The organism is Pedobacter sp., assembly GCF_035317785.1.
Taxonomy (GTDB): Bacteria; Bacteroidota; Bacteroidia; order Sphingobacteriales; family Sphingobacteriaceae; genus Pedobacter.
Genome location: NZ_DATHGC010000052.1, coordinates 1 through 25,603, shown reverse-complemented (window position 1 = coordinate 25,603; position 25,603 = coordinate 1). Strand labels below are relative to the sequence as shown.

The 25,603-nt window shown below is 44.5% G+C and carries 23 protein-coding genes; 4 read left to right on the top strand and 19 right to left on the bottom strand.

Annotated features, from left to right (window positions below):
* Positions 1 to 11 precede the first annotated feature (11 nt).
* The 11 genes from VK541_RS03500 to VK541_RS03450 form a co-directional block, all read right to left on the bottom strand.
* Entirely contained in the window at positions 12 to 2,099 is a 2,088-nt protein-coding gene (locus VK541_RS03500) for a hypothetical protein (RefSeq protein ID WP_324366969.1), read from the bottom strand.
* A 3-nt stretch (positions 2,100 to 2,102) separates the two neighbouring features.
* Positions 2,103 to 2,846 (bottom strand): 3-oxoacyl-[acyl-carrier-protein] reductase, encoded by a 744-nt coding sequence (gene fabG / locus VK541_RS03495; protein ID WP_324366967.1) that lies wholly within the window; start codon positions 2,844 to 2,846, stop codon positions 2,103 to 2,105.
* 69 nt (positions 2,847 to 2,915) lie between these two features.
* The gene (locus VK541_RS03490) at positions 2,916 to 3,980 is read right to left on the bottom strand and encodes an agmatine deiminase family protein (RefSeq protein ID WP_324366965.1); all 1,065 of its coding nucleotides are present in this window, start codon (positions 3,978 to 3,980) and stop codon (positions 2,916 to 2,918) included.
* A 9-nt stretch (positions 3,981 to 3,989) separates the two neighbouring features.
* Positions 3,990 to 4,865: a carbon-nitrogen hydrolase gene (locus VK541_RS03485; protein ID WP_324366963.1), complete on the bottom strand. Its 876-nt coding sequence runs from the start codon at positions 4,863 to 4,865 to the stop codon at positions 3,990 to 3,992.
* 53 nt (positions 4,866 to 4,918) lie between these two features.
* A complete protein-coding gene (locus VK541_RS03480) occupies positions 4,919 to 5,122 on the bottom strand; it encodes a cysteine-rich CWC family protein (RefSeq protein ID WP_324366961.1) in 204 nt (67 codons plus the stop codon).
* 156 nt (positions 5,123 to 5,278) lie between these two features.
* Positions 5,279 to 7,663, bottom strand: a complete 2,385-nt coding sequence (locus VK541_RS03475) for a ribonucleoside-diphosphate reductase subunit alpha (protein WP_324366959.1) — start codon at positions 7,661 to 7,663, stop codon at positions 5,279 to 5,281.
* A gap of 147 nt (positions 7,664 to 7,810) precedes the next feature.
* Positions 7,811 to 8,785, bottom strand: coding sequence for a ribonucleoside-diphosphate reductase small subunit (locus VK541_RS03470; protein WP_324366957.1), 975 nt, complete (start codon positions 8,783 to 8,785; stop codon positions 7,811 to 7,813).
* Between the two features lie 383 nt (positions 8,786 to 9,168).
* Complete coding sequence (locus VK541_RS03465) at positions 9,169 to 9,621, bottom strand: septal ring lytic transglycosylase RlpA family protein (protein WP_324366956.1); 453 nt, start codon at positions 9,619 to 9,621, stop codon at positions 9,169 to 9,171.
* A 112-nt stretch (positions 9,622 to 9,733) separates the two neighbouring features.
* Positions 9,734 to 10,210, bottom strand: a complete 477-nt coding sequence (locus tag VK541_RS03460; RefSeq protein WP_324366954.1) for a methionine-R-sulfoxide reductase — start codon at positions 10,208 to 10,210, stop codon at positions 9,734 to 9,736.
* A 157-nt stretch (positions 10,211 to 10,367) separates the two neighbouring features.
* The gene (gene sucD / locus VK541_RS03455; RefSeq protein ID WP_324366952.1) at positions 10,368 to 11,237 is read right to left on the bottom strand and encodes a succinate--CoA ligase subunit alpha; all 870 of its coding nucleotides are present in this window, start codon (positions 11,235 to 11,237) and stop codon (positions 10,368 to 10,370) included.
* 89 nt (positions 11,238 to 11,326) lie between these two features.
* Positions 11,327 to 11,896, bottom strand: a complete 570-nt coding sequence (locus tag VK541_RS03450; protein ID WP_324366950.1) for a TMEM175 family protein — start codon at positions 11,894 to 11,896, stop codon at positions 11,327 to 11,329.
* A 50-nt stretch (positions 11,897 to 11,946) separates the two neighbouring features.
* Here VK541_RS03450 and VK541_RS03445 point away from each other — a divergent pair, with 50 nt between their 5' ends.
* The gene (locus VK541_RS03445; protein ID WP_324366948.1) at positions 11,947 to 12,381 is read left to right on the top strand and encodes a hypothetical protein; all 435 of its coding nucleotides are present in this window, start codon (positions 11,947 to 11,949) and stop codon (positions 12,379 to 12,381) included.
* On the opposite strand, the gene VK541_RS03440 is transcribed toward VK541_RS03445, so the two are convergent.
* From VK541_RS03440 to VK541_RS03425, 4 genes are all read right to left on the bottom strand, one after another.
* On the bottom strand, positions 12,359 to 13,168 hold the full coding sequence (locus VK541_RS03440; RefSeq protein ID WP_324366946.1) for a DUF1080 domain-containing protein: 810 nt from the start codon (positions 13,166 to 13,168) through the stop codon (positions 12,359 to 12,361). The genes VK541_RS03445 and VK541_RS03440 overlap by 23 nt on opposite strands.
* Positions 13,165 to 13,821, bottom strand: a complete 657-nt coding sequence (locus VK541_RS03435) for a hypothetical protein (protein WP_324366944.1) — start codon at positions 13,819 to 13,821, stop codon at positions 13,165 to 13,167. Before VK541_RS03435 ends, VK541_RS03440 begins: the two co-directional genes overlap by 4 nt.
* A 158-nt stretch (positions 13,822 to 13,979) precedes the next feature.
* Positions 13,980 to 16,394 carry a gliding motility-associated C-terminal domain-containing protein gene (locus VK541_RS03430; RefSeq protein ID WP_324366942.1) on the bottom strand — a complete coding sequence of 805 codons (2,415 nt, stop codon included), beginning with the start codon at positions 16,392 to 16,394 and terminating at the stop codon, positions 13,980 to 13,982.
* A gap of 22 nt (positions 16,395 to 16,416) precedes the next feature.
* A complete protein-coding gene (locus VK541_RS03425) occupies positions 16,417 to 17,688 on the bottom strand; it encodes a dicarboxylate/amino acid:cation symporter (RefSeq protein ID WP_324366940.1) in 1,272 nt (423 codons plus the stop codon).
* A 57-nt stretch (positions 17,689 to 17,745) separates the two neighbouring features.
* Here VK541_RS03425 and VK541_RS03420 point away from each other — a divergent pair, with 57 nt between their 5' ends.
* Positions 17,746 to 18,216 carry a hypothetical protein gene (locus VK541_RS03420; RefSeq protein ID WP_324366938.1) on the top strand — a complete coding sequence of 157 codons (471 nt, stop codon included), beginning with the start codon at positions 17,746 to 17,748 and terminating at the stop codon, positions 18,214 to 18,216.
* A gap of 436 nt (positions 18,217 to 18,652) precedes the next feature.
* Here the strand turns inward: VK541_RS03420 and VK541_RS03415 are convergent, their stop codons facing one another.
* Positions 18,653 to 20,425, bottom strand: a complete 1,773-nt coding sequence (locus tag VK541_RS03415; RefSeq protein ID WP_324366936.1) for an ABC transporter ATP-binding protein — start codon at positions 20,423 to 20,425, stop codon at positions 18,653 to 18,655.
* A gap of 2 nt (positions 20,426 to 20,427) precedes the next feature.
* Positions 20,428 to 21,195, bottom strand: a complete 768-nt coding sequence (gene truA, locus VK541_RS03410) for a tRNA pseudouridine(38-40) synthase TruA (RefSeq protein ID WP_324366934.1) — start codon at positions 21,193 to 21,195, stop codon at positions 20,428 to 20,430.
* 90 nt (positions 21,196 to 21,285) lie between these two features.
* On the opposite strand from truA, the gene VK541_RS03405 reads away from it, so the two are divergent.
* Positions 21,286 to 21,744 (top strand): DUF4293 domain-containing protein, encoded by a 459-nt coding sequence (locus VK541_RS03405; RefSeq protein ID WP_324366932.1) that lies wholly within the window; start codon positions 21,286 to 21,288, stop codon positions 21,742 to 21,744.
* Between the two features lie 84 nt (positions 21,745 to 21,828).
* Positions 21,829 to 23,709, top strand: coding sequence for a DEAD/DEAH box helicase (locus tag VK541_RS03400; RefSeq protein ID WP_324366930.1), 1,881 nt, complete (start codon positions 21,829 to 21,831; stop codon positions 23,707 to 23,709).
* Positions 23,710 to 23,775: 66 nt separating this feature from the next.
* On the opposite strand, the gene VK541_RS03395 is transcribed toward VK541_RS03400, so the two are convergent.
* On the bottom strand, positions 23,776 to 24,774 hold the full coding sequence (locus VK541_RS03395; protein WP_324366927.1) for an NAD(P)H-dependent glycerol-3-phosphate dehydrogenase: 999 nt from the start codon (positions 24,772 to 24,774) through the stop codon (positions 23,776 to 23,778).
* Between the two features lie 78 nt (positions 24,775 to 24,852).
* Positions 24,853 to 25,603 (bottom strand): efflux RND transporter periplasmic adaptor subunit (locus VK541_RS03390; RefSeq protein WP_324366925.1); only part of this gene is annotated, 751 nt, incomplete at its 5' end.

Sequence of the window (25,603 nt, the reverse complement as noted above, 5' to 3'; positions counted from 1 at the left end):
ATGCCGTATCGTTAAATTTCGCCGTTTCTTTTCCTAAAAAACCATTCCAGGGTCAGCAGTGCAAGGATCAATGCAAACAACCACTTAAAGTTAATCAATTCCTCATATTTGCGGTCTTCATAGCTCAATGTTTTAATTTGCTCGTTGCCGGCGATGTCTTTCACAATACTCAGCAAATCCCCTGGCATGTACATCTTGCCGTTGGTTTGCGCAGACATACTGTTGAGCAGCTGGTGATTGGCTAAAGTCTGCTGGTATTCCGCATTCAATGCATTTACATAAAACAAACCCCGGGCGCTATGTTTTTTATCACCAAGCACAGTTGAGGCTGCAAAAGTATAATTGCCAGCAGGCAGTGTTCCCGCATCCAGCTGATACGCGGATTCAGTTCTGGAAAACAAAAAATTATAAATCTTTCCTTCTGTATTCTTCAGCTGTATACTCACATCGGGCGTATTTACGGCCTCATAACTGTCGTTGTACAATACTGCATTGATCAGCACATTTTCATTTTCGTCAAAAGTATTTTTGGAAGTATAAACCTTAAATTTTCTTTTATCGTCCTTTACTGCCAGGTATTGAACGGTGTTGGAGAACAGGCCGTTAAACACCCCTGCCGGCTGATCCTGCTGCGCCTCGGACAGGCGCCACCTCCACATTCCTTCACCAATCAGGTACCCGCTTTTACGTCCGTTGTCATTTACGAAAAACAACAATGGTACGCCCGTCCTGATCTTGCCGATCCGCTGGCTCAAAGCCACCGCGGCATTTGCTGCAACTGTTACTTTTCCAAACGGAGATTGTAAGGGGTCTAAGTCCTCTATAATTTTGGCAGCCAGCGGATTCAGGTCAAAAGCCGTAAAATTCGGATCAGCATAGCTAAAGACATCCTGCAGTGTAGCAGAGTTCCCGTTATAATTTACCTGTTTCTGCATTTGATTGAACGCATAAAGGTTACTTTGCGCACCCAGAATATACCATACCGCTGCGCTGCTTTGCTGTACCTTGCCCAGGAAGGCATTTCCTTCTCCCTGCAGCCCCGGCAATTGATATAAAATGACAAGGCTGTAGTCATTCACATTCAGACCATTCAATTCATCCCCCAGGGCAACTTTAAGGTCGTAATATTTGTTTAAAGTTATCGCTTCTTTCAAAGCGGCGATATCCGGATGGGGTCCCGCAGCCGCTATCAGTACTTTCTGACGGGCGTCGATCACATCAATAAAGACTTGCTGTATATTATTTCGCTCAGAGATCTCATTTCTAAGAGGGCTTAGACGTACTGTATATCTCTGAATACCAAGCTTAGAAGCCTTCAGTTTGACCTGTACATGCTGCACAAAAGCATCGGATGTCACCTCTATGTTATTTTCATACACCTGTCTTTCATTTTCCGTGACAGTAAGCCGGGTTGACTCTCCTTTACTTTCAAATGCCTGAACCTGGATTTCCATTGTAAATTCATTGTCCAGGTACACAAGACTATTGTGGTTGACATTGGCAATGAGCCCATCTTTTTTTGGCACTGTGTCTCCAAGTGCAATGGTATAGACCGGTGCTTTTAGTTTATTAATATCGTAAAGAGGACTGCCCCCACGATTAAAGATCCCGTCAGAAGCCAGGATCACCGCCCCGACATTACGATTCAGCAGTTCATCATTGAGACGGTCTATGAACTGAAAACCATTGGTCAGTTTACCTTTGTTCCCAAAGTCAAAGCCGTTTCTCACACCATCACTAAAATTATAGACCTTGACCTCATAGGATTTGGCCAGCTGATCTGCGAGTCTCTGCAAGTCGTCCTGGTATTGCTTTTCATCAAATCCCGGGGGTTTAATGCCCCCAACAGACAGAGAATTGTCCTGGCCAATTACAATGATGGGCTTTTCCAGATTGTAGGACACCCTTCTTACCAGCGGAAAGAACAGCAAAAACCCGATCCCGGCTACAACGATGACCCGCGCAGCGGCAAGGCAGTAGCGCAATCTTTTATCGAGGTGCTCAGTACCCCGATACAGCAGCCATGCAAAAAGCAGGCCTGTCAGCAAACATCCGGAAAGGACGAGTAAAGTATATATTGTAAAAGAATCGCTCATCATTTGCTACAGCATGCCGCCGCACACAGACAACACCTGTCCGGTTACATAAGCGCTCATATCTGATGCAAGAAATACACAAACATTAGCAACATCTTCTGTTTCCCCGGCTCTTTTCAAAGGAATCCCCTCTTCCCATCCTTTGACAACCTTAGGATCCAGTACATCAGTCATTTCTGTGCGGATAAATCCGGGAGCAACCACATTGGTACGGATATTCCGTGAGCCTAGTTCCTTTGCCACCGATTTGGAGAACCCGATGATACCTGCTTTGGATGCGGCATAGTTGGCCTGCCCGGCGTTGCCCTGTACACCAACTACAGAACTCATATTGATGATAGAACCTTTGCGCGCCTTCATCATCACCTTGGAAACCGCCTTGGTCACATTAAAAACCGACTTCAGATTTACATTGATGACCTCGTCCCAGTTTTCTTCCGTCATGCGCATCAGCAATCCGTCTTTGGTAATCCCCGCATTGTTCACTACAATATCAACCGTTCCAAAATCAGCCACAATGTCATTGATCAGTTTCTCAGCTTCCTCAAATTTAGACGCATCAGAACGGTAGCCCTTCACCTGAGTCCCAAAACTTTGCAGTTCCTGTTCTAAAGCCTGCCCCTTTTCTATTGAGGACAAATAAGTAAAAGCCACATTGGCACCTTGTTCTGCAAATTTCTCGGCGATCTTACGGCCAATTCCTTTAGATGCACCTGTAATCAATGCCGTTTTTCCTTCTAATAACTTCATCTGTAATTATGTTTGATTGAATGTTTTTTTTTAATTATAGCGTTAAGATACGAATTGAATCATTCAATCCTAAATCGCAGGTTCCTGCTGGCTCAGGCAGTGAAAACTGCCAAGACCCCAAATGATATCTGTAGAGTCGATTCCCACAACTTTTCTGTCCTGGAATACACCTCTTATGATCTCCAAAGCTTTTTCATCGTTCACATCCCTGAATGTCGGTACAATTACAGCCGAATTTGCGATATAAAAATTAGCATAAGAGGCAGGCAGGCGGGTATCTTCATGGATCACAGGTGAGGGCATTGGCAGCTGAACGATATTCAGCGGTTTGCCATCCAATAGCCTCAGGCTTTTTAAAGTTTCCAGATTTTCCTGCAGCAGGAGATAGTTCTCATCCAGCGGATTACTTTCGACCACCGTCAGTACCGTATCCTTGTTCACAAATCTGGTGATGTCATCAATGTGTCCGTCAGTATCATCACCCACTATACCATCGCCGAGCCACAGTACCTGTTCAGCTCCATAAAATTCCAGCAGGTAATGCTCAATCTGCTCCTTCGTCAGTTCAGGATTTCTGTTCTCATTCAGTAAGCAGGCAGTTGTGGTCAGTATTGTACCGGCTCCGTTAAATTCCACCGATCCGCCTTCCATAATGATCCCGGGATTGTATACCGGCAGATTAAAGTGTTCCCCAATCTTGGTTGGGATCACATCATCGAGATCATAAGGCGGATATTTACCTCCCCATGCGTTATAATCCCAGTCGACGATCGCTTTTTTTGTGCCTGCAGTGTTCAATAAAAATGCCGGACCATGGTCCCTGCACCAGGCATCATTGCTGGCGTTAAAGTAAAATTCGATCTGGTCCATGTCAGCGCCTGCTTTTTTCAATTCTGAAATCGCGAACGACCTGGTTTCCTCATCGTTGACATTAATCCTAACCTTCTCGCCTTCAGCTATTGCCTTTATAAACTGACAGTAAGGCGTATAGATGGTTTCCATTTTCCCTGGCCATGAGGCTTCCTTATGCGGCCAGGTTAACCATGTCGCTTCATGTTTTACCCATTCAGCCGGAAAACTGTAGCCATTCTTTTTGGGACTGCTGTTAAATATTACTTCGTTAAATGATGACATCTTTAAATCTTAATCTTCGTCAATAAACCTTTTGGTGATCGGCTGATAAGAGTCTATCCTGCGGTCCCTTAAAAAAGGCCAGTGCTTGCGGAAGAAGTCAGATTCCGCTAAATCAAGCGCTACAACTTCAGTTTCTTCCTGATCATGAGCGCCTAAATACAGGATTCTTCCCTGGGCATTTGTGACAAAGCTCCCGCCCCAGAATTTCATTGCGCCATCCTGTTCAAAACCAACACGGTTTACACTTACCACCGGCACTCCGTTTGCTACTGCATGCGATCGCTGAATGATTTGCCAGGCATTGTACTGATCTTTATTTGTTTCCTCATCCTGGTCTGTTGCCCAGCCAATTGCTGTTGGGTAAAACATAATTTCCGCACCCATCAACGCCGTAATGCGCGAAGCTTCGGGATACCATTGGTCCCAGCAGATCAGGATACCGATTTTGGCAAATTTGGTTTGGAACACCTTATAACCCAGGTCGCCTGGGGTAAAGTAAAATTTCTCATAAAAAGCCGGATCATCCGGAATGTGCATTTTACGGTACTTGCCTAAATAAGTGCCATCAGCATCTAAAACGGCAGTAGTATTGTGATATAGTCCCGCTGTACGCTTTTCAAACAACGAAGCGATGATCACCACACCCAATTCTTTTGCTACCACCTGTAAAGCATCTGTAGAGGGGCCGGGAATAGCCTCAGCCAGGTCAAAGTTTGCATAATCTTCAACATCACAAAAATACAGAGAAGTAAAAAGTTCCTGCAAACACACAATCTGCGCCCCTTTTGCTGCAGCTTCTCTGATTTTCACAATCGCTTTATCTAAATTTTCCTGCTTATTACTGGTACAGCTCATCTGCACCAATCCAACTTGTACTTTTGCCATGCTTTGTCAACAAATAATTCGGCGCAAAGTTAGTAAAAAAAAGAAAGATAGGCTCAGGAAGAAACGACATCCCTGTATTCCTGCTGCAGTTCAAACAAGCACCTGGCACACAGGCATCCATCATAAAGCTCGCTGATATACTGGACTTCATTCAGATCGAGCTGCACCACACTGCACTGACATTTGGTGTATGCATTTGCCTTACACTCTATCGGTGTGCCGCAACGTTCGCAGGGTATGATCTCATGTTTAGCCATTAATACAAAGGTACAATGTTTTATGACACCTGTTTTGCCCCTTTTGTCATGCGATGGCTAAAAATTGTCCAATAGATTAAATAACAAGGCGGTCCCGATATATATCGGGACCGCCTTGTTATTATAAATTTTGAGGTCTCAAAATCTCATTCCGTATTAGCCGGAGCAGCTGATGCATCCATCTTCCATGCTGCATACCGGGCCTTCTATGATCTCCTCAGCAGCCTGTGCCTGTTCAATGTGCGCAGGAATTACTGGTTCCATATTTTTACCGGCCTGGTTTTCTACTGTAAATTTCACAGCCTGAGAAGCAGCCTGCGTACGCAGGTAATACATACCTGTTTTCAATCCTTTTTTCCATGCATAGAAGTGCATCGAAGTCAGTTTTGATGTATTCGGGGCATTGATGAACAGGTTTAGCGATTGCGACTGGCAGATGTAAGCACCCCTGTCAGCAGCCATATCGATAATGCTGCGCATCTTGATCTCCCAAACTGTTTTGTACAGTTCCTTGATATAATCAGGGATCTCAGCGATGTCCTGGATAGAACCATTGGCTAAAATGATCCTGTCTTTCATAGCAGGGGTCCACAGGCCTAAAGCTACCAGGTCTTTCAACAAATGTTTGTTGACTACGATGAACTCTCCGCTTAGTACCCTTCTGGTATAAATGTTAGAAGTGTACGGCTCAAAGCATTCATTATTTCCAAGGATCTGAGAAGTCGATGCAGTAGGCATCGGAGCGACCAGCAATGAATTGTATACACCATCTTTAACCACTTTCTCACGTAAGGTTTCCCAGTCCCAGCGTTTGCTCGCCGGTTTTACATTCCAAAGGTCAAACTGGAATTTACCCTGAGATAGCGGAGAACCTTTAAAGGTCTGGTAAGGGCCGTTTTTAACTGCAAGATCATGTGAAGCAGTCATTGCCGCAAAATAGATCGTTTCAAAAATCTCTATATTCAAAATACGCGCACCTTCACTTTCAAAAGGCAGGCGCATCAAAATGAACGCATCCGCCAATCCCTGCACACCCAAACCAACCGGTCTGTGGCGCATGTTGGAATTTCTCGCCTCTTCTACAGGATAATAGTTATAATCGATAATTTTGTTCAGGTTTAAAGTAGCCTGATACGTTACATCATATAATTTTTGGTGGTCAAACTCACCGTTGATCACAAATCTTGGCAAAGCTAAAGAAGCCAGGTTACACACCGCAACCTCATCTTTAGAAGTATACTCGATAATCTCGGTACACAGGTTGGAACTTTTAATCGTTCCCAGGTTCTGCTGGTTAGACTTGCTGTTGGCAGCATCCTTATACAACAGGTAAGGAGTACCGGTTTCAATCTGCGAATCCAATATTGCAAACCACAATTCCTGTGCTTTAATGGTTTTGCGTGCCCTGCCTTCTTTTTCATAACGCTCATATAAAGCATCAAATTCCTCACCGAAGCAATCTGCAAGACCAGGAGCTTCGTGTGGACAGAACAGGCTCCAGTCGCCATTCTCTTCTACTCTTCTCATAAACAGGTCACATACCCAAAGTGCATAGAACAGGTCACGTGCGCGCAATTCTTCCTTACCATGGTTTTTACGCAGGTCAAGAAAACTCAATACATCGGCATGCCATGGCTCCAGGTAAATCGCAAAAGCACCTTTACGCTTGCCACCACCCTGATCTACATAGCGGGCAGTGTCATTAAATACTTTCAGCATCGGCACTATACCGTTGCTTGTTCCATTGGTGCCACCAATATAAGAACCTGTAGCGCGGATATTGTGAATGCTCAGGCCAATACCCCCCGCACTTTGCGAAATCTTAGCCGTTTGTTTCAAAGTATCGTAAATACCTTCAATACTGTCATCCTGCATGGTCAGCAGGAAACATGACGACATTTGGGGCTTAGGAGTAGCCGCATTAAACAGGGTTGGCGTAGCATGGGTGAACCAGCGCTCGCTCATCAGGTTATAAGTAGCTATGGCACTGTCAATATCACCTTTATGAATCCCTACCGCCACACGCATGAACAAATGCTGAGGACGCTCTACGATCTGTCCCTCGACTTTCAGTAAATAAGATTTCTCCAACGTTTTGAAACCAAAATAGTCAAAACCAAAATCCCTGTCATAAATAATGGTGCTGTCTAGCAGGTCTGCATTCTCCCTGATCACTTCCCACACATCATCAGCGATCAGTGAAGCAGGCTTGTCTGTTTTAGAATCGATATAATTGTACAGCATCTCCATCGTCTTAGAGAAAGACTTGGTTGTATTTTTATGCAGGTTTGATACCGCTATACGCGAAGCCAGCAGTGCATAATCCGGATGCTTGGTGGTTAAAGAGGCAGCAGTTTCCGCGGCAAGATTATCGAGTTCTGATGTGGTTACTCCATCATACAGACCTTCAATCACCTTTTTGGCAACATCTATCGGATCTACAAGTTCAGGGTTGAAACCATAACATAACTTCTCGATCCGAGCGGTTATCTTGTCAAATCTAACCGCCTCTTTGCGGCCATCTCTTTTTAATACAAACATATTTTCTAGGTATTAGGATTAATAGTTAATTAGTAGTCAGTATCAGGTAGTAAGTATCCAGACAAAGCGTTGAATCTCAATGTTACCCCAGGCGACAACTAATTGTTTTTTATTTATTTTTCTTTAGCAGTAAATATCAAGACCATTTTAAAAATCATCATCGAGAGAGAAAGCCGAAGCCTTATCTTCAGTAGAGGTCAGCACGCCGCTTTTCTGATAGTCACCCACTCTTTTTTCAAAGAAGTTGGTTTTTCCCTGCAACGAGATCATCTCCATAAAATCAAACGGATTACTTGCATTATATATTTTGCTGTAACCGAGTTCCTGCAGCCACCTGTCGGCCACAAATTCAATATATTGCGACATTAACTTTGCATTCATTCCGATCAGTGCCACAGGCAGTGCGTCAGTAATGAACTCTTTTTCTATTTCCACAGCATCTTTAATGATGTCGTGAACCGCTTTTTCAGTCAATTTATTTTGCAGCATGCTGTACAGCAGACAGGCAAATTCACAGTGAGAACCTTCATCTCTCGAGATCAGTTCATTACTAAAGGTCAGACCCGGCATTAAACCGCGTTTTTTCAACCAGAAAATGGAACAGAAGCTTCCGCTGAAGAAAATACCTTCTACCGCAGCAAAAGCTACCAGGCGTTCCGCAAAGTTACCGCCTTCGATCCAGCGCAAAGCCCATTCTGCTTTTTTCTTTACACACGGAACGGTCTCTATCGCATGAAACAACCTGTCTTTTTCATCAGGATCTTTGATATAGGTATCAATAAGCAATGCATAGGTTTCTGAATGGATGTTCTCCATCATGATCTGAAAACCATAAAAACAGCGTGCCTCAGGCAGTTGTACCTCACTCATAAAGTTTACCGCGAGATTCTCATTTACAATACCGTCACTGGCAGAGAAGAAGGCAAGAATGTGAGAAATAAAATGTCTTTCGCCATCATTCAAATTGTCCCAGTGCTTCTGGTCATCTGAAAGATCGATCTCTTCTGCAGTCCAGAAGCTGGCTTCACTTTTCTTATACATTTCCCAGATCGCAGGGTATTTAATCGGCAAAAGAACAAAGCGGTCTTTGTTTTCCTTCAATAATAATTCTTCTTCTTGCATAAGCCTCTGTTTAACTATGGTAAATGATGTATTGAACTTAAGAAGCCCTTAATAAATCCAGTAGCCGAGGAAACCAATACCTAATGACAAGATTAAAAAGACATGAAATCCTCAGACAACCTTAAGCAACTAAATATTAAACCTTTAACTAAAAATCTGTGTGTGATTTATTAAAGAATCTTACTAAAACAAATATAAAGTAAGCAGCATTTTTTGTAGAACAAAGTTGTTAACACGCTGTGGGTTTCACACGCTGATAACATCAATTTAACGTCAGAATCTGTCAGCAAAAAAGCTAATTATTTCTTTTTTAGGGGGTACTGAAAAAAAACAATTGTTAATAATTTAAAAAAACTGACTTTGAGCGCAGGAAAGTTAGCGAATTATTCCTCTTCAGTGAGATAGCTGATTTCCAGCTGGGCCACTCCTTTTCCATAAAAACCAAGGGCTTTTGCGGCAGCGGCGGAAACATCGATTTTAAATTTTTTGGAATGCGGGCCCCGGTCATTGATCTCCACATCTACGGAACGGCCATTATCAGGATTAGTCACAGTCACTATCGTTCCAAATGGAAGGGTCAGGTGTGCTGCAGTCAATTTCTTTCCCCGGTAACGCACGCCGCTGGTCGTTCTCCGGCCTTCAAACTTGTTGGCATAATAAGTTGCATAAACCGTTTCAGAAAATATTTGCGATGTTTTATTGATCACATCTAACGCATAATTTTTAGCTTTTGTCATATTCCCTGAAAGTTCGTTGGTGCTTTCTTTTTCAGGTTTATCTTGGCTGAAAGCCAAAGAAGATATCAGCATCCCGCATAATAATAAACAATACTTCATATATTTACTTTAGTTGGTGAATGCTGCAAACATAAGCAAACTCAACTCTTATAAACAAACAATGCCCGACAAGTTATCATCGGGCATTATGACAATGTCATTACTGATTAAATTATTTCTTATCAGGCACAAAACTCATGGAAATTGAGTTTACGCAGTGACGTGTATTTTTATTTGTAAACCCTTCACCAATAAAAACGTGTCCCAGATGGGCTTTACAGTTTGCGCAAACAATCTCCGTACGGGATCCGTCAGCGTCCGGGATCCTGATCACAGCTCCCTTGATCTCATCGTCGAAACTAGGCCAGCCGCAATGTGAATCAAACTTAGAATCTGAGCGGTATAGCGGCGCATTGCAACGGCGGCAAACATAAGTACCGTTCTCTTTATTATTGAGTAACTTCCCTGTTCCGGGATATTCAGTGCCTTTGCGCACGATCACATCCTCTTCTTCTTTTGTTAATTTATTCCATTCCATATTACCTGTTGTTTTTTTTGGATCTTCTTGTTTAGGCTGTTGGGCACAGGCCATAAGGCCCGTTATGGCTAACAAAGCGCCCAGCATAAATGTTTTACCGGTCAATCTCATCTTTTTCTGTTATTATTTATTAAATATACGCAGCCCTGCGCCCGGTAGTTTCATCAGGAAGTAATAATAATGTCATTCTACAGCGCACAAAAAATAGAAAAGCTCCAATGAAACAAGTTTCATCAGAGCTTTCAGTTTATACAAGAAGATCTTATTCTTATTTTAACAACCTGGCCATCGCTTCACCGATCTCCGCAGGGCTTTCCACTACAGTTATACCGCACTCGGCCATAATTTTCATTTTAGCCGCGGCAGTATCATCAGCACCACCAACGATCGCACCCGCGTGACCCATTCTGCGTCCGGCCGGAGCAGTCTGGCCTGCGATAAAACCAACAACAGGTTTAGTGCCGTTTTCTTTGATCCAGCGCGCAGCTTCGGCTTCCATGCCCCCGCCTATCTCGCCGATCATAATGATGCCCTTAGTTTCAGGATCATTCATGAGCAACTCCACAGCTTCCTTCGTGGTCGTCCCGATGATCGGATCACCGCCAATGCCAATTGCTGTAGTAATGCCCAGACCCGCCTTTACGACCTGGTCTACTGCTTCATAAGTAAGGGTGCCAGATTTAGACACCACGCCTACGGTACCTTTTTTGAAGATAAAGCCCGGCATGATACCAATTTTAGCCTCGTCAGCAGTAATGATGCCCGGACAGTTAGGACCTATTAAACGGCAGTCTTTATCTGAAATATATTCTTTAACCTGAATCATATCCTTGGTAGGAATACCTTCAGTAATACAAACAATAACCTTGATGCCTGCTTCGGCTGCTTCCATGATGGCATCAGCTGCAAATGCAGGAGGAACAAATATGATAGATACATTAGCGCCGGCTGTGTCAACCGCATCCTTTACAGTATTAAACACCGGTCTTTCCAAATGAGTCTGGCCGCCTTTTCCGGGTGTTACACCACCTACAACGTTTGTCCCGTACTCAATCATCTGAGCAGCGTGGTATGAACCCTCATTACCCGTAAAGCCCTGAACAATAACTTTTGAATCCTTATTTACTAAAACACTCATGTATCTTTAATTTTTGTGCAAACTTAGGTATAATTGTTTTTAAAAACAATTATACCTAAGTCTCTCCCGCCATTAAAAAAGAACTTTTTTCAAATCTTTTTCTCTACTCTCCTGTCGGGTATAAACCAGATCACCGCAACCAAAACATAGCATGCAATCCCGATCAGCGGACTAATAAAACTACCGCCAATTGCAGCCAGGTAGATCAGGGTCGAAATGATGTCTTTAACATGTCCTTTAAAGGCAGAAGAAAAGTCTGAATCAGGCCCATGCAAGCTGACCAGCGTCCGTTCTAAAATAAAATAAGCCATTGCGGCCATGAACATGACACAACCATAAACCACCACCGGTAACGTTTCAAAGTGATTTTCACCCATCCAGGCGGTGGCGAAAGGAAACAGTGAAAGCCAGAACAGCAGGTACAGATTTGCCCACAACACCTTCCCATTGACCTTTTTCACCAGCTGCAGCATGTGATGATGGTTGTTCCAGTAAATCCCGACATAAATGAAACTCAGTACATAGCTCATAAATACCGGGGCAAGTTCCAGCAAAGCATGAAGCGAGCTGTCATGAGGAACCTTCAGCTCCAAAACCATAATTGTAATGATGATGGCCAGCACGCCATCACTAAATGCTTCTAACCTGTTTTTATTCATGAATTAAATATAATATTTGTAACTCACATTTATATAACCTCCAAATACAAATGAAACCGCTAAAAATATACTTCAGAATATTGCAAACAGGAAATGGCATTTACCTGAAAACCAGGAATGAGGTAAACAACCTCATCGTAGACACCATTGACCGGAATCCGAGCAAGTCTGCATCAGCTATCCGGGAGATCGCTATCGAAGAGTTTAAGAACAGCGCAGCCGCCCAAAAAGTATTGATGAAGAGCGAGCGCTTCTTCATAGACAGCATAACCGCAGTAGAGATCTTTGTCACTTTCCTGCCCGCAGAAAAAAAACCCGCGGATCAGTTTTATACCCAATGGAGGTTCTTTCAAAATTCAGCACCATACAGACTTGTTCAATACCTGGACGAGAACAGAATCGTCGTATACAGTGAAAAGACCAAAGTACTTCATACCGTTAAACTGGACAAGGACGTTACTGTTATTGTCGACGAAGCTGTTTAATTTCAATGTTTTTGAAGTCCACAGGCTGACCCTCACTTTGCAGCGCAATAAAACCGCTGCTCAGCAATTTACCATCCTGTTTGTACTTGGGATCAAAGCCATTGGCTACCCCGCCGCCTATTTGTGGTTTTGAATATTGCAATACCGTATCACCATTGATGATGTGGGTGATCAGTGAGTCACCCAAAACGATCAGTTCCCCTCTTACCCATTGCTCACCGTCATAAGTTTTGGAAGTCGAATTGATACAATGATCAGGCGAGATCCTCCCTTTATAGATCACATCAGTTCCTGGCGAGCACATATTGCCGGTTGGCCTTGGCTTTCCGTCGCCGAGTCCGGCCAAAAGCTGCATTTCAATGGATATCGGCCAGTCCTGTTCTTTAAGCATCGTCCTGGGATCCTGCGAATGGAACATTACCCCGCTGTTTAGCAGCGTATATCCCGGCGCTCCTTTCTGAAGCTTGCCCACAAAACGGTATTCAAATTTCAGGTGATAATAAGAATAGGGAGTTTTATAATACAAATGCCCAAACTGGTCGTTAAAATCACCGTACTGATCATACCTGATCTTGATGATCCCATCTTCCACCCTAAAAGTATTGCCGTAATTCTCCCCCACCTCATGGTGATGGATCTTCACGAACCAGTCGCTGATGTCCTTTCCGTTAAACAGTTTTTTCCACGTGCCTTTATCATTGTCTGATGTACCTGCGCTTTGTTTTAGATTTCCGCAGCTTAAAAAAATGAAACACGAAATTATCGATATCCAGATGGCATTTTTCATATGTTTATTATAAATTGATTTCCCCAGAGTAAACGCTCGTCCCCCACCTGATCTGCAGTAACCTCTCTTAACTCCCGAAGGGTTTGTCTGGCTTCCTTACTTTCTTTTCCAAGATATCTCAACAGCCCGTAAGTGATCATTCCTGTTCTATGGATCCCTGCCGAACAATGTACATATATTTTATTCCCGGCCCGCAGCATGCGCTTTAGTTGTTCATACAGCGCAAAAACTTCTGCTGTATCATCAGCACTATGCGGATTTGATGCCGAAAAAGGAAACCAGACCCAGCCGATGTCCACCTTCTCCAGCATACTCCCGATCTGGCGGGCGCCTTCATTTTCATGAAGCAGTGTAAGCACCACAGTGGTGCCGGCTTTCTTCATCCCTTCAAATGACATTTTACCGCCTGGTTTATGCCCGATTGCCAGATGTCCATTTTCTGCGGGCACCCATTTGATATCCACATCCGGCACCCGGGCCTTTAAAGCGCCATTGATCCGGACAATTAACTGCCCAAGGTCCTTTCCGCCGGAGGGGTTCTGCTTAATCGCATCGCGCACCCGGCTGATTACCTGTTCTATATCAGATTTCGATACTTTATCGCTTTCAATAAGCGGCAGCATGCGTTCTACCTGCTCCTTTAGCTGTTCCATTGTTATTATTTACAAATTCCCGTCTCTGCCTTTCGATTGCTGCTGACCGGATGACCGGGCATACCTGTTTGTGGGATTGATTTGGTTTCCCGCGCAAAATACAAATTAAAAAACAGTTTCAAAACCCCGGCCGCAGCAGGAAACAAATGTCAGCAGGATTACCGAATCAGCACAAGTGAACCGGTTATGGGCTTAGCTGAACTTTTAATGACGACGTAGTAATATGTCCCGTCGGGAACATCAGTTCCCCTGAGCTTACCATTCCAGGAGGGCTGCTTCGCCGAACCGTCAAACACACTTACACCAAAACGGTTATAGATGTGTATTTTTGCGTTCGGATCATCCTCCAGGCCGCCTACAGTCCAGAAGTCATTAATGCCGTCTCCATTCGGACTGAAAACATTGGGTGGCACGGGCGGTGCGCAGTAAGGCACCACCACATATAAAGTACTGGCCTTGCAGCCACTGGCATCTTCCACATCCAGGGTATATTGGCCCGGCCCGGTCACTTCCAAAACCGGGTTGATCCCCTCTACCCCGTCCCAGGTATATTTAGCAAATCCTGCGGGTGCTGTTAATTTTAAGCGCTGTGCCCTTATCGTACAAATTTGAACTTCTGGCGGCGGCGTAAGTTTAAGCTCCTCATTGATCACCACCACTGCGGTTGCGCTCCGCTTACCGGGGCAGCCTTCACTAGGTACCAGGGTAGCATCGTAATTACCAGGCTGATCTACCTCAATCTCCCGGGAGACCTCACCTGAAATCGGAATCCCATTCCTTTGCCATTTATAGGTTACTCCGGGTATTCCGGGATCATCCACACTCAATGTTACCGTCTCCCCGTGGCAAAGCGACAGGTTGTTGCTGCGTGTAATGACGGGATCAGCCACAGCAATTCCCTCTAGTTTTACGGGCGGCAAGGGAACAAAATCCCGCGAACACTCGTCCATGTAAAACAACTGATATATACCAGGGGCGGTCGCCACGAAAACATTTGTCTTTTCGCTCTGTTCCACATGATCCTTCTCCCATTTATACTGATTGCCAGCCTTCGCTGTAAACGTAAAGGTGCAGCCCTCATACAGGGGCTCAACATCGTTATAGTTAAAATCTACAGTCACAGGGGCCGGATCCCGCAGCCAGAAACCACCTATATCGATACGTTCTCCGCAGGGTGACATGATCCGAGCCCCGTACTCCCCTCCAGAATTGAATTCTTTAGGGTTCATTCCCGCCGTACCTGGAAGTTCCGTCCGCTCAAAATAATTTTGACGATGCCAAAGCCACTGTATAGTATAATCGCCAGCGTTATTATCAGGAAGATTCACTGTGAATGTATACTTCTCTCCGTTGCTCACACAATAATAAGGCCTCAGTCCTGCGTCAACAGAAACCAGCGGACCGTATTTACCAATGAAATCTTTTGCAATGTTTTTTGATGCAGGGACCATTGGAATTTTGACTATTCCTTTGGCAGTAGCCAGCCAAACTGCAGACTGACAAAGGAACTTTCTTTCACTTTCAAAGCCATTTACTTCTACTGCAATGCTATTCACACCAACGTCGAAGTCATAATGCTTGGTAAATCCGATTCTATCCAGTTCAAGAGTTCCCCCCTCAGGGAAAAAGGAACTCGATGTGTAATAAAGGCCATCAGCCGCCGCCGCCAGCATTATTTTATCATTAAAAAAGTCCCTGAAGAAATTCAGTTCTTCGAGATCATTTATTTTAACATCCAGTTTCTTTCTCACCTCACCCAGCCCGCAGCCCCCCGAAGTCTTGACAAATAAGCCTTTATCAGTCCCCCAATAATCAAGTCCCGCATTGCCATCCTTGGCCAGATTAAAAGGCGCTTCAAAATAAGTGCAGTTTACATTACCGCTGTATACAGGATCCTGATCAGGTAAAATAGTCTCTGTTTGTGAAGACCCTACTTTATTGAAATAAACATGTTCAACTGCCCCAAAACATGGATTGGAAGGCGGATACTTATATTGAAAATCAAGCGACTTAAATCCCGCATTCGTAATTCTGCATTCTCCTGTGGTCACAGCGGTACTTATAGGAGAAAATGACCCAAATGTATCGTTGTCCCTGAACAGGGAATACACAACTGCGTTTGCGGCTACGGCCAGCCAGTCCCGCTTGCCATGATAGCCTTCAAGGTAAACGTTCCTTGAGGCATTGACCACTGCAATATTGTTGACCTGACTTGCAAACGGAAGAGTGATTTCAGAAACCGGGCCCATATTTTCAGATTCGTACAGCTTACCCCCAGCCAGAAAATACATTTCATTGGCATTGTAGCCGGCGAGGTCTTTTACAATCAGGCCATTTGCAGGTCCATACTTGGTAAATGACGCTTCGCTGCTCAATTTACAATAAACCTCGCTGGCATCAGACAATGCCCATACCGATTGATCTTCGGCGCAGACGATCACCTTACTCATGGCTGTACTCTCCTCAAAGAATTTCCAGTTCTCCCTGGCCTGAAATATTTGCGCGATATCCTGCGGCAGTGCGCGAACGGCACAAAACAACAACAGAAAAACACAAAGAGCAATTAATTTCATAGAGCAATTTAATGATTTTCAGCTAAACATCCTCTTCCGCTTTTTCGATAGCCAGGGGACTTGTAGCCAGCAGGTATTTTTGCTCATCAAATTCATTTTCACTCTTCGCGATCACAATGGTTGCGATCCCGTTGCCGATCATATTGGTAATGGCCCGGGCCTCAGACATGAACCGGTCTACGCCGAGCAAGATGGCAATGTGCTCTACCGGCATGATCTTCAACGCCGTTAAAGTAGACGCCAGTACAATAAACCCGCTTCCTGTCACTCCCGCGGCACCTTTGGAGGTAACCATCAATACCGCAAGCACACTGACCTGCTGCCCCAGCGACAGGTTGACATTGAAAACCTGACAGAGAAAAATAACCGCCATAGAAAGGTAAATGGCCGTACCGTCAAGATTGAAAGAGTACCCGGTAGGAATCACCAGACCCACAACCGATTTTTTGCAGCCGATGGCTTCCATTTTTTGCATCATACTGGGCAGCACAGATTCGGAAGAAGAAGTTCCCAGTACGATGAGGATTTCCTGGCGGATATATTTTAAATATTTCCACAGGCTAAACTTATAATAACGGCAAATGCCGTTGAGTACGACAAAAATAAAAAGAAAGCAGGTCAGGTATACCGATCCCATCAGTTTGGCCATAGGCAGCAGCGTCTTTAACCCATAAGTGCCCACGCTATAGGCCATCCCTCCGAATGCGCCAAGGGGTGCCAGGCGCATTACCACTTTCATGATGTTAAAGAAAACTTTAGAGATCTTATCGAATGTACTCAATAGAGATGCGCCCTTTTCTCCCATTTTATTGAGCCCATAGCCAAACAAGATCGCAAAGAACAGGATCTGCAGAATGTCACCTGTAGCAAAAGACTCAAAAATATTGTGAGGAATAATGTGTGTGAGGAATTCTACCCAGTTGATGCTGCCCGCCTGATCGGTATAGGTTTTGATCTTGCTGACATCGCCTTCGGCTGTCTGAATGCCCGCACCTGGTTTTAATAAATTCGCCACGAGCATGCCGATGACAATAGCAGCGGTTGTTACGATCTCAAAATAAAGCAATGCCTTGCCGCCTACCCGGCCTACTTTTTTCATATCACCCATATGGGCTATACCCAGTACAATGGTCAGGAAGATGATCGGAGCGATCAGCATGCTGATCATATTGATAAAACTCTGGCTGATCAGTTTGGCATGCGGCGCAAAGCCCGGGAAGAAAGCACCAACAAGTATACCAAGCACAATAGCGGTCAGCACCTGGAACGTGAGATTTGAAAAAATAGATTTCATCGGACGATAATACTGATTTTTTATTATAATATGATTTCTCTGTTTTTTGCATTATCATTGGCATCCAGAGCCGTGAAGTATTTTTTGATCCTGACATCCGCCTTATTTTTTTTGACCTTGTCCTGCCACGCACAAAAAAAACCTGCATTGCAGGGTCTGGACGATATCCTCACGGACTATGAGCAGGGAAAGTATCAGCAGGCTCTGGCCAAACTGAAAGCGGCAGAAAAGAGGAGTAAAAAAACAGAGCCTGAGCTTCTGTATTTGAAGATCCTTTTGCAAAAAGCAATTTTACCACCTGAAAACGACGACGCCTTTTATAACCAGATCGAACAGTTTGACAAGCTGGAAGAACTGCGTGACAACTGCAAAATATACCTGGATTTTTATGCATCTGCCCCAAATTCGGAGAACACTAAACTGAAAAAAGTACAGCAGGTACAGCAAGACCTCCGGGAATACCCGGTTGCGAAGGTTCAGTTTGATGAGATCATGCATTTGCGTAAAAGTCGAAAAAGAAATAATTAAAGTACCACTTAGGCGTTTAAATAGGATCGGCCATATTTAAATGATTATCCTATACGCCTATGGAAGAAAAAAGAAAATGCCCTAAATGTAAAACGGGCCACCTTGAAGAACGTGTCAGACGTCCAGTCATTGTGAAGACCCTGTTGTTTTGGCTTCCCATAAAGAGATATCGCTGCTTTGACTGTGAGCGGAAATCTTATGTCCTGAGCAGCTGAAATTACGATCAATACCATTACCATCCTTTTTGTTTCTGATGTCAAAGGCATCTGTTGCTAAATCTTCATGACTTCTTCTCAACCTCTGCTAGGGGGTTGCTAGGGGGTTGCATGACCCCCCAGGCCTTTCAACACTTTTGCAGGGTTCACGTGACCACCTCACGGATATATAGTGAGGAAGGACGGAGAAGACTGGCATAAAGCAGGGCAGAAGCAGGGAATTAAATCGTAGTAATGCCGGTCGAGTTGAACTGGAGATCGTAAAGACGTTTGTAATACCCGTCCAGTTTCAGCAATTGCTGATGCGTACCCATTTCTTTGATCTCGCCTTTATCCAGCACCAGGATCTTATCGGCTTTTTGAATGGTAGACAGGCGGTGGGCGATGACGATAGAAGTTCTGTCCTGCATCAGGTTCTCTATCGCTCTTTGGATCAGCATTTCGGTTTCCGTATCTACCGATGAGGTAGCTTCGTCTAGTACCAGAATAGAAGGATTGTACACCAGCGCACGAATGAACGAGATCAGTTGCGCCTGACCGGCCGATAAGGTAGCTCCCCGTTCCATTACATTGTACTGATAACCTCCTGGCAATCTTTCGATAAAATCATGGGCGCCAACTTTTATCGCTGCGTCCACCACCTCTTCCATGGTGATCTCCGGGTTATTTAAAGTAATGTTGTTGAAAATGGTATCTGAAAAAAGAAAAACATCCTGGAGTACCGTTGCTATATTGCCGCGCAGGTAACTGAGCTCATAGTCCTGAATCCTTACTCCGTCTATTTTAATGTCTCCTTTTTGAATTTCATAAAAGCGGTTCAAAATATTGATCGTCGAAGACTTTCCTGCACCCGTGGCACCGACCAAAGCAATCGTTTTTCCGGCTTCCACTTCAAAAGAGATGTTTTTCAGCACGTAATTCTCCTCGTTATAAGCAAACCAAACCTGCTGAAAAGAGATCTGTCCCGTCATTTTATCCGGGGCAAAGACGCCTTTATTTTCTGTAACTTCGTTTGTATCCAGCACCTTAAACACGCGCTCAGCACCAACCATCCCCATCTGAAGGGTGTTAAACTTATCTGCAAGCTCCCGGATTGGACGAAACAGCATACTGATATAGAGGATAAATTCAGCAATTGTTCCTGGTGTGACTTCCAGTGGCTTGGCTAAAATACTCCTTGATCCGTACCAGATCAGCAAACCGAGTGACATGGCCGAGATGATCTCTACAACAGGAAAAAATATGGAATAGTACCAGTTGGACCGGATATTCGCATCGCGGTAACGGGCATTGATCTTTACAAATTTTTTATATTCCTGTTCTTCCCTTGCGAAATACTGAATGATGGAAACACCTGTAATGTGCTCCTGTAAATAGGTATTCAGATTGGATACTTCTGTCCTGATTTCCTGGAAAGCTGATTTTATCGCTTTTTGAAAGACCGAGGTGGCGATGATCAGTAACGGCATGGGCAGCAGTACGACGAGTGTAAGGGCCCAGTCCTTATAGACCATGACGCCAATGATGACGATCACCATGAGGATGTCTCCGATGATGACGATCAGGCCTTCAGAAAAAATTTCCGCTATAGTTTCCAGATCCGATACCGTCCTTGTGATGAGTTGCCCTATAGGGGTATTGTCAAAATACTTTAACCTGAGCCGGGTGATGTGATTGAATACATTGATCCTGAGGTCGCGCACCGCTGACTGTCCGATGGTATTGGTCAGCAGGGTATGGCTGAATTGTATCCCGGTCTGCAATACAAGCAGCAGCAGCATGATCACCGTCATGGAGAGCAGGCCTGAATAATTGTCCTTCATGATGTAATTGTCCAGTGTATACTGGATCAGAAAGGGCCGGGCCGGAGCGATCAGCGCCAGCAAAATTGTCAGCACGACAGCCCAGGCGAAGATATTGCGGTAGGGCTTTACGTATTGAAAAACTCTTCTCAACAAACCTACATTGATCGCATCTCCTGTTACTTTCGACATATTTATTTTACAAATGGATAGCTTACGCTGACCAGGTACAGGCCACAGGCCGGCACTGACTGCCCGGCATTACTGCGGTCCTTACTTTCTATAATTTCTTTAAACTGTGCTAAGGTAATTTCATTTTTGCCAATTCTTACCAGTGTGCCGACTATTGCACGCACCATGTTCCGCAGAAACCGGTCTGCCCGTATAGTAAATTGCAATCCGTTGTCAGCGGTTTCAAAAAAAGCCTCCGTGATGCTGCAATTGTTGGTAAATGTCTGGGTATTGGATTTACTGAAGCAGGAAAAATCCGCATAACCAGGCAGCAAAGCTGCGGCTTCATTCATTGCTTTCAGATCTAGTGTACCCTTATACAGCCATGACCGGTCCAGTTTAAAAGGATCTTTGTGGAAGTGCAGATGGTAATGATAGGCCCGCTCAGTGGCGTCAAACCTGGCATGGACGTTGGTGGCAACTTCAAAAATACGCTTTACAGCAATTTCGTAGGGCAATAGTGAATTGATCCCCGCAACCCATTTTTGAGGAGCCGCAGTTTTCATTGCTGACTGTTCTTCATCAGCCGGAACCAGATCAAAATGCGCGTAAAACTGGGTAGCGTGAACCCCTGTATCGGTCCTGCCGCAACCTACTGTACTCACCGGCTGTCTGAAATATACCGATAATGCTTTGTCCAGGCATTCCTGCACGGTCAGCGCATTGGGCTGTATCTGCCAGCCATGGTAGGCGGTGCCATTATAAGACAATTCAATAAAATAACGCTGCATGTTCAATCTTACAAATCTAATATTCTTAATCTGTTTTTAGATTGCTTAGTTTCTGCCTTTTAATATCTTTGTTAAAATTATGGAATTGATATGATACAACGAGTTCAGTCTGTATGGCTATTTCTAGCAAGCCTCACTATATTTTTATTATTGCTGTTGCCAGTCGTTAGCAACCAGGTCAACGGTTCGGAATTTTGGATCATGGTCACCGGATTGTATCAAAAAACCAACGAAACTGCGATAAAAGTGGAGTCATTCAGTCCGCTTTATATTTCCGCCGCCGCGGTCGGGCTGATCTGTTTCATTTCCATATTTGCCTTCAGGAACAGGACGGCGCAAAAACGCATCATCATAGCGGCGATGGTGCTCATCATCTCGCTGTCTTACTGGATCTTCAATTATGCGCAAAAAATACCCGGCGGTATTGCCAGTGCGTCTTATGGTATTGGTGCATTTCTGCCTGTTTTAGCTGTGCTGTTTTGTGCACTTGCACTGCGCGGTATCCGCAAAGACGAACAATTACTGAAATCTGCTGACAGACTCAGATAATTAAGCCCCTCATTTTTATTTAGTTACGCTTCTGTAAAATACCAATTATTAAGCTTACCTTTGCGGCTTAATAAATTATATTACATGACAAACCCATTTAGTAAATTGGGGATAAGTGATGACGTTGTTAATGCCGTAAAGGATTTAGGTTTCGAAACGCCTACTCCTATTCAGGAACAAAGTATTCCTGTACTGTTAGAGGGCAATAACGATTTTGTTGGTTTGGCCCAAACAGGAACAGGAAAGACAGCCGCATTCGGTTTACCTCTGTTAGAATTGATAGACTTTAAAAGCAATAAGCCGCAGGCACTGATTCTATGCCCGACAAGAGAGCTTTGCTTGCAGATTACCAGCGACATCAAGAATTTCTCAAAAAACATCTCTGGTGCAAATGTAGTTGCCGTATACGGTGGCGCAAACATTATGCAGCAGCTGCGTGAAATTAGAATCGGTGTACAAATAGTAGTGGCTACACCGGGCCGCATGCTGGACATTATTGGCCGTAAGGCTATAGATTTCACCAACGTGAAATATGTAGTACTTGACGAAGCCGATGAAATGCTCAACATGGGCTTCCAGGAGGACATCAATGACATCTTGTCTACAACTCCTGACGATAAAAAAACATGGTTATTCTCCGCTACTATGCCTCCTGAGGTAAGAAGGATAGCCAAAAATTACATGGAATCGCCGGTTGAGCTGACCATGGGAACAAAAAATGCCGGTAACGTAAATATTGAGCATGAGTACTATACGGTACGTGCAAGAGATAAATACGCTGCTTTAAAACGTATTGTGGATTTCAACCCTGAGATCTTTGCGGTGGTATTTTGCAAGACCAAACTGGATACCCAGGATGTGGCCGAGCATCTGATCAAAGATGGTTACAATGCCGATGCACTGCACGGAGATCTTTCCCAGCAGCAGCGCGACAAGGTAATGCAGCGTTTTCGCGACCGCCATATGCAGTTGCTGATCGCTACAGACGTAGCAGCACGTGGTATTGACGTAAATAACGTGACGCACGTGATCAACTATTCTCTGCCTGATGAGATTGAAAGTTATACTCACCGTAGTGGCCGTACAGGCCGCGCCGGAAAAACCGGTATTTCCATCTGTATCGTCAACTCTAAAGAGATTGGTAAGATCCGTCAGATTGAAAGGATCATTGGCAAGAAGTTTACAAAAGCTGATCTGCCTACCGGTTTTGATGTTTGCGAGAAACAATTGTTTGCTTTGGTACATAAGGTTCATAATGTAGAGGTTAATGAAGCTCAGATCGAGCAGTATATGCCGCGGATCATGGATGAGTTTGCTGAGTTGAGCAAAGATGAAGTGATCAAACGCTTTGCATCTTTAGAATTCAACAGGTTCCTTGAGTATTATAAAAATGCGCCTGACCTGAACTCTACTGCTGATGACAGAGGAGAACGCGGTGAGCGTGGTGAACGCGGAGAACGTGGCGACAGACCATCAAGAGGAAGTGAAGGGTATACCAGGTTTTTCATCAACCTGGGATCTGTGGATGACTTCACCAGGGGCGATCTGTTGTCTTTTGTTTGCAACAACGGAAAGATCAGCGGAAAAGCAGTTGGTAAAATTGATTTAAAAGGTGTCTATTCTTTCATCGAAGTAATGGATGACACCGCTGACTCTTTGCTGAACAACTTCAAGGGTGTTGAATTTAACAATCGCGGAGTAAGGATAGAAAAAACAGCTGAAGGTGACGGCGGCGGACGCAGTCGCGGCGGCTTTGGCGGTGGCGAGAGAAGAAGTGGCGGCGGTGGCTATAGCGGCGGCGGAAGAAGTGGCGGCGGCGAGCGTAAAAGCTATGGTGGCGCTAAAGGCGGAAACGGTGGCGGATTCAGGGATTTCTCTGGAAGAAGCCGTGAGGACCGTGGTGCAAGTGCAGGCGGCAGCGGAAGACGCGAAAGCAGCGGCAGCGACAGAAGACGCAGATCTTAAGCATAGCTATATATAAAAAAGCCCTTTAGCAAATTGCTGAAGGGCTTTTTTGTTCCTGCTTTTGTTCTAGTTCAATTGTTCGGTAAGCAGGCGCATTTCTATATGCGGGGAGTGCTTTTCATATAAAATGGCATATACAGCTCTGCTGATCGGCATGTCTACTTTATATTTTTTATTGATGTAATGCATACAGTTTACCGCATAATATCCTTCTGCGATCATGTTCATTTCCAGCTGCGCTGATTTAACGGTATAGCCCTTGCCGATCATATTTCCAAAGGTACGGTTACGGCTGAACTGCGAGTAAGCGGTAACGAGCAGGTCACCAAGATAGGCAGATTCCTTAATGTCTCTGGAGATCGGATGTACAACGTCTACAAACCTGCTGATTTCCCGGATCGCATTAGAGATCAGTACAGCCTGGAAATTATCCCCGTAGCCAACGCCATGACAAATTCCACTGGCGACAGCATAAATATTCTTCAGTACAGCCGCATATTCCGTTCCAAAAATATCATCAGATACGTTGGTTTTGATGTACCTGGTATTTACCAGGTTGGCAAATGAAGTGCCCAGTTCTGTATCTATTGAGGCAATGGTCAGATATGATAATTTTTCCAGAGCAACCTCCTCGGCATGGCAGGGACCGCTGATCACTACGATGTCCTCCAGGGGAATATTGTATTTTTCATTTAGAAACTCTCCGATGATCATATTTTCGTCAGGTACGATGCCTTTGATGGCCGATATGATCTTCTTCCCGCTAAGCTGATCGGCCGTAATGCCCTGCAGGGTCTCCTTTAAGAAAGCTGCCGGTACATTTAGTATGACATAATCTGCGGCACCGATGATCTGCACCAGATCGCCGGAAATGTTTTCCTCCGGAATCCTGATCTCGACTGAGCTTAGGTAATTGGGGTTATGTTTGTACTTCTGAAGATGAGTGATTGCTTCAGCATTGCGCATCCACCAGTAGATCTCTTTTGAAGTAAAATTGTCTGAAAGCATCTTGATGATCGCAGTAGCCCAGCTACCACCCCCTATCATTGCAATTTTAGGTACCATAGCAATTAAATAAAAACCCCGGTCTTTGTTTTAAACCAGGGCAATTTACTTATTTAAAACGACTGAGGCCGTCACTTTTTATTTCGGTGCCGCAAACAATTGATCTTTAGTTGTTTTTTCTACTTTGACGCCGTCCTTTAAACGGTTCTGGATTGCGGAGTATGGACCTGTCACTACTTCCTGACCTGCCTTAAGGCCGGACTTGATGATGATATACTGGTTGTTCTGAATGCCTGTGGTCACTTCAGCCTTTTTTATCGTACCGTCGCTCTTATATACGTAAACGTATTGTTTAACCGTTTTATCCGTTAGCTTGGATTTTTGCTGATCTGCATTGGCGTTATTACCTTCAGTTCCCGGTGCACTTTTACCACCGTCTGTAAATACCGATTGAATTGGAATGGACAAGCCTTTTACGGATTCGCTTTCGATATCAACAGTAGCACTCAGCCCCGGCCTGAACGGTGAAGGAAGGTCTTTGGCACCTTCTTTTACGTTGCTGTAAGAGTCGGCAAGGATACGCACCTTCACGTTAAAGTTGGTCACCTGGTCAGTAGAAACCGCAGTACCTACATCTTTTGAAGAACTTGCGATCTCCGTTACAATGCCTTTGAACTTTTTATCGGCAAAGGCGTCAACTTCTATGGAGGCCTTGTCATTTACGTTAACACGGTTAATGTCGTTCTCATTTACATCGACGTTAACTTCCATGGTAGACAGGTTGGAAATGCGCATGATCTCAGTACCGGCCATTTGTGCTGTACCAAGGATACGATCTCCCAGCTCGACAGAAAGTTTAGAGATGACACCATCTACAGGGGCAAACATC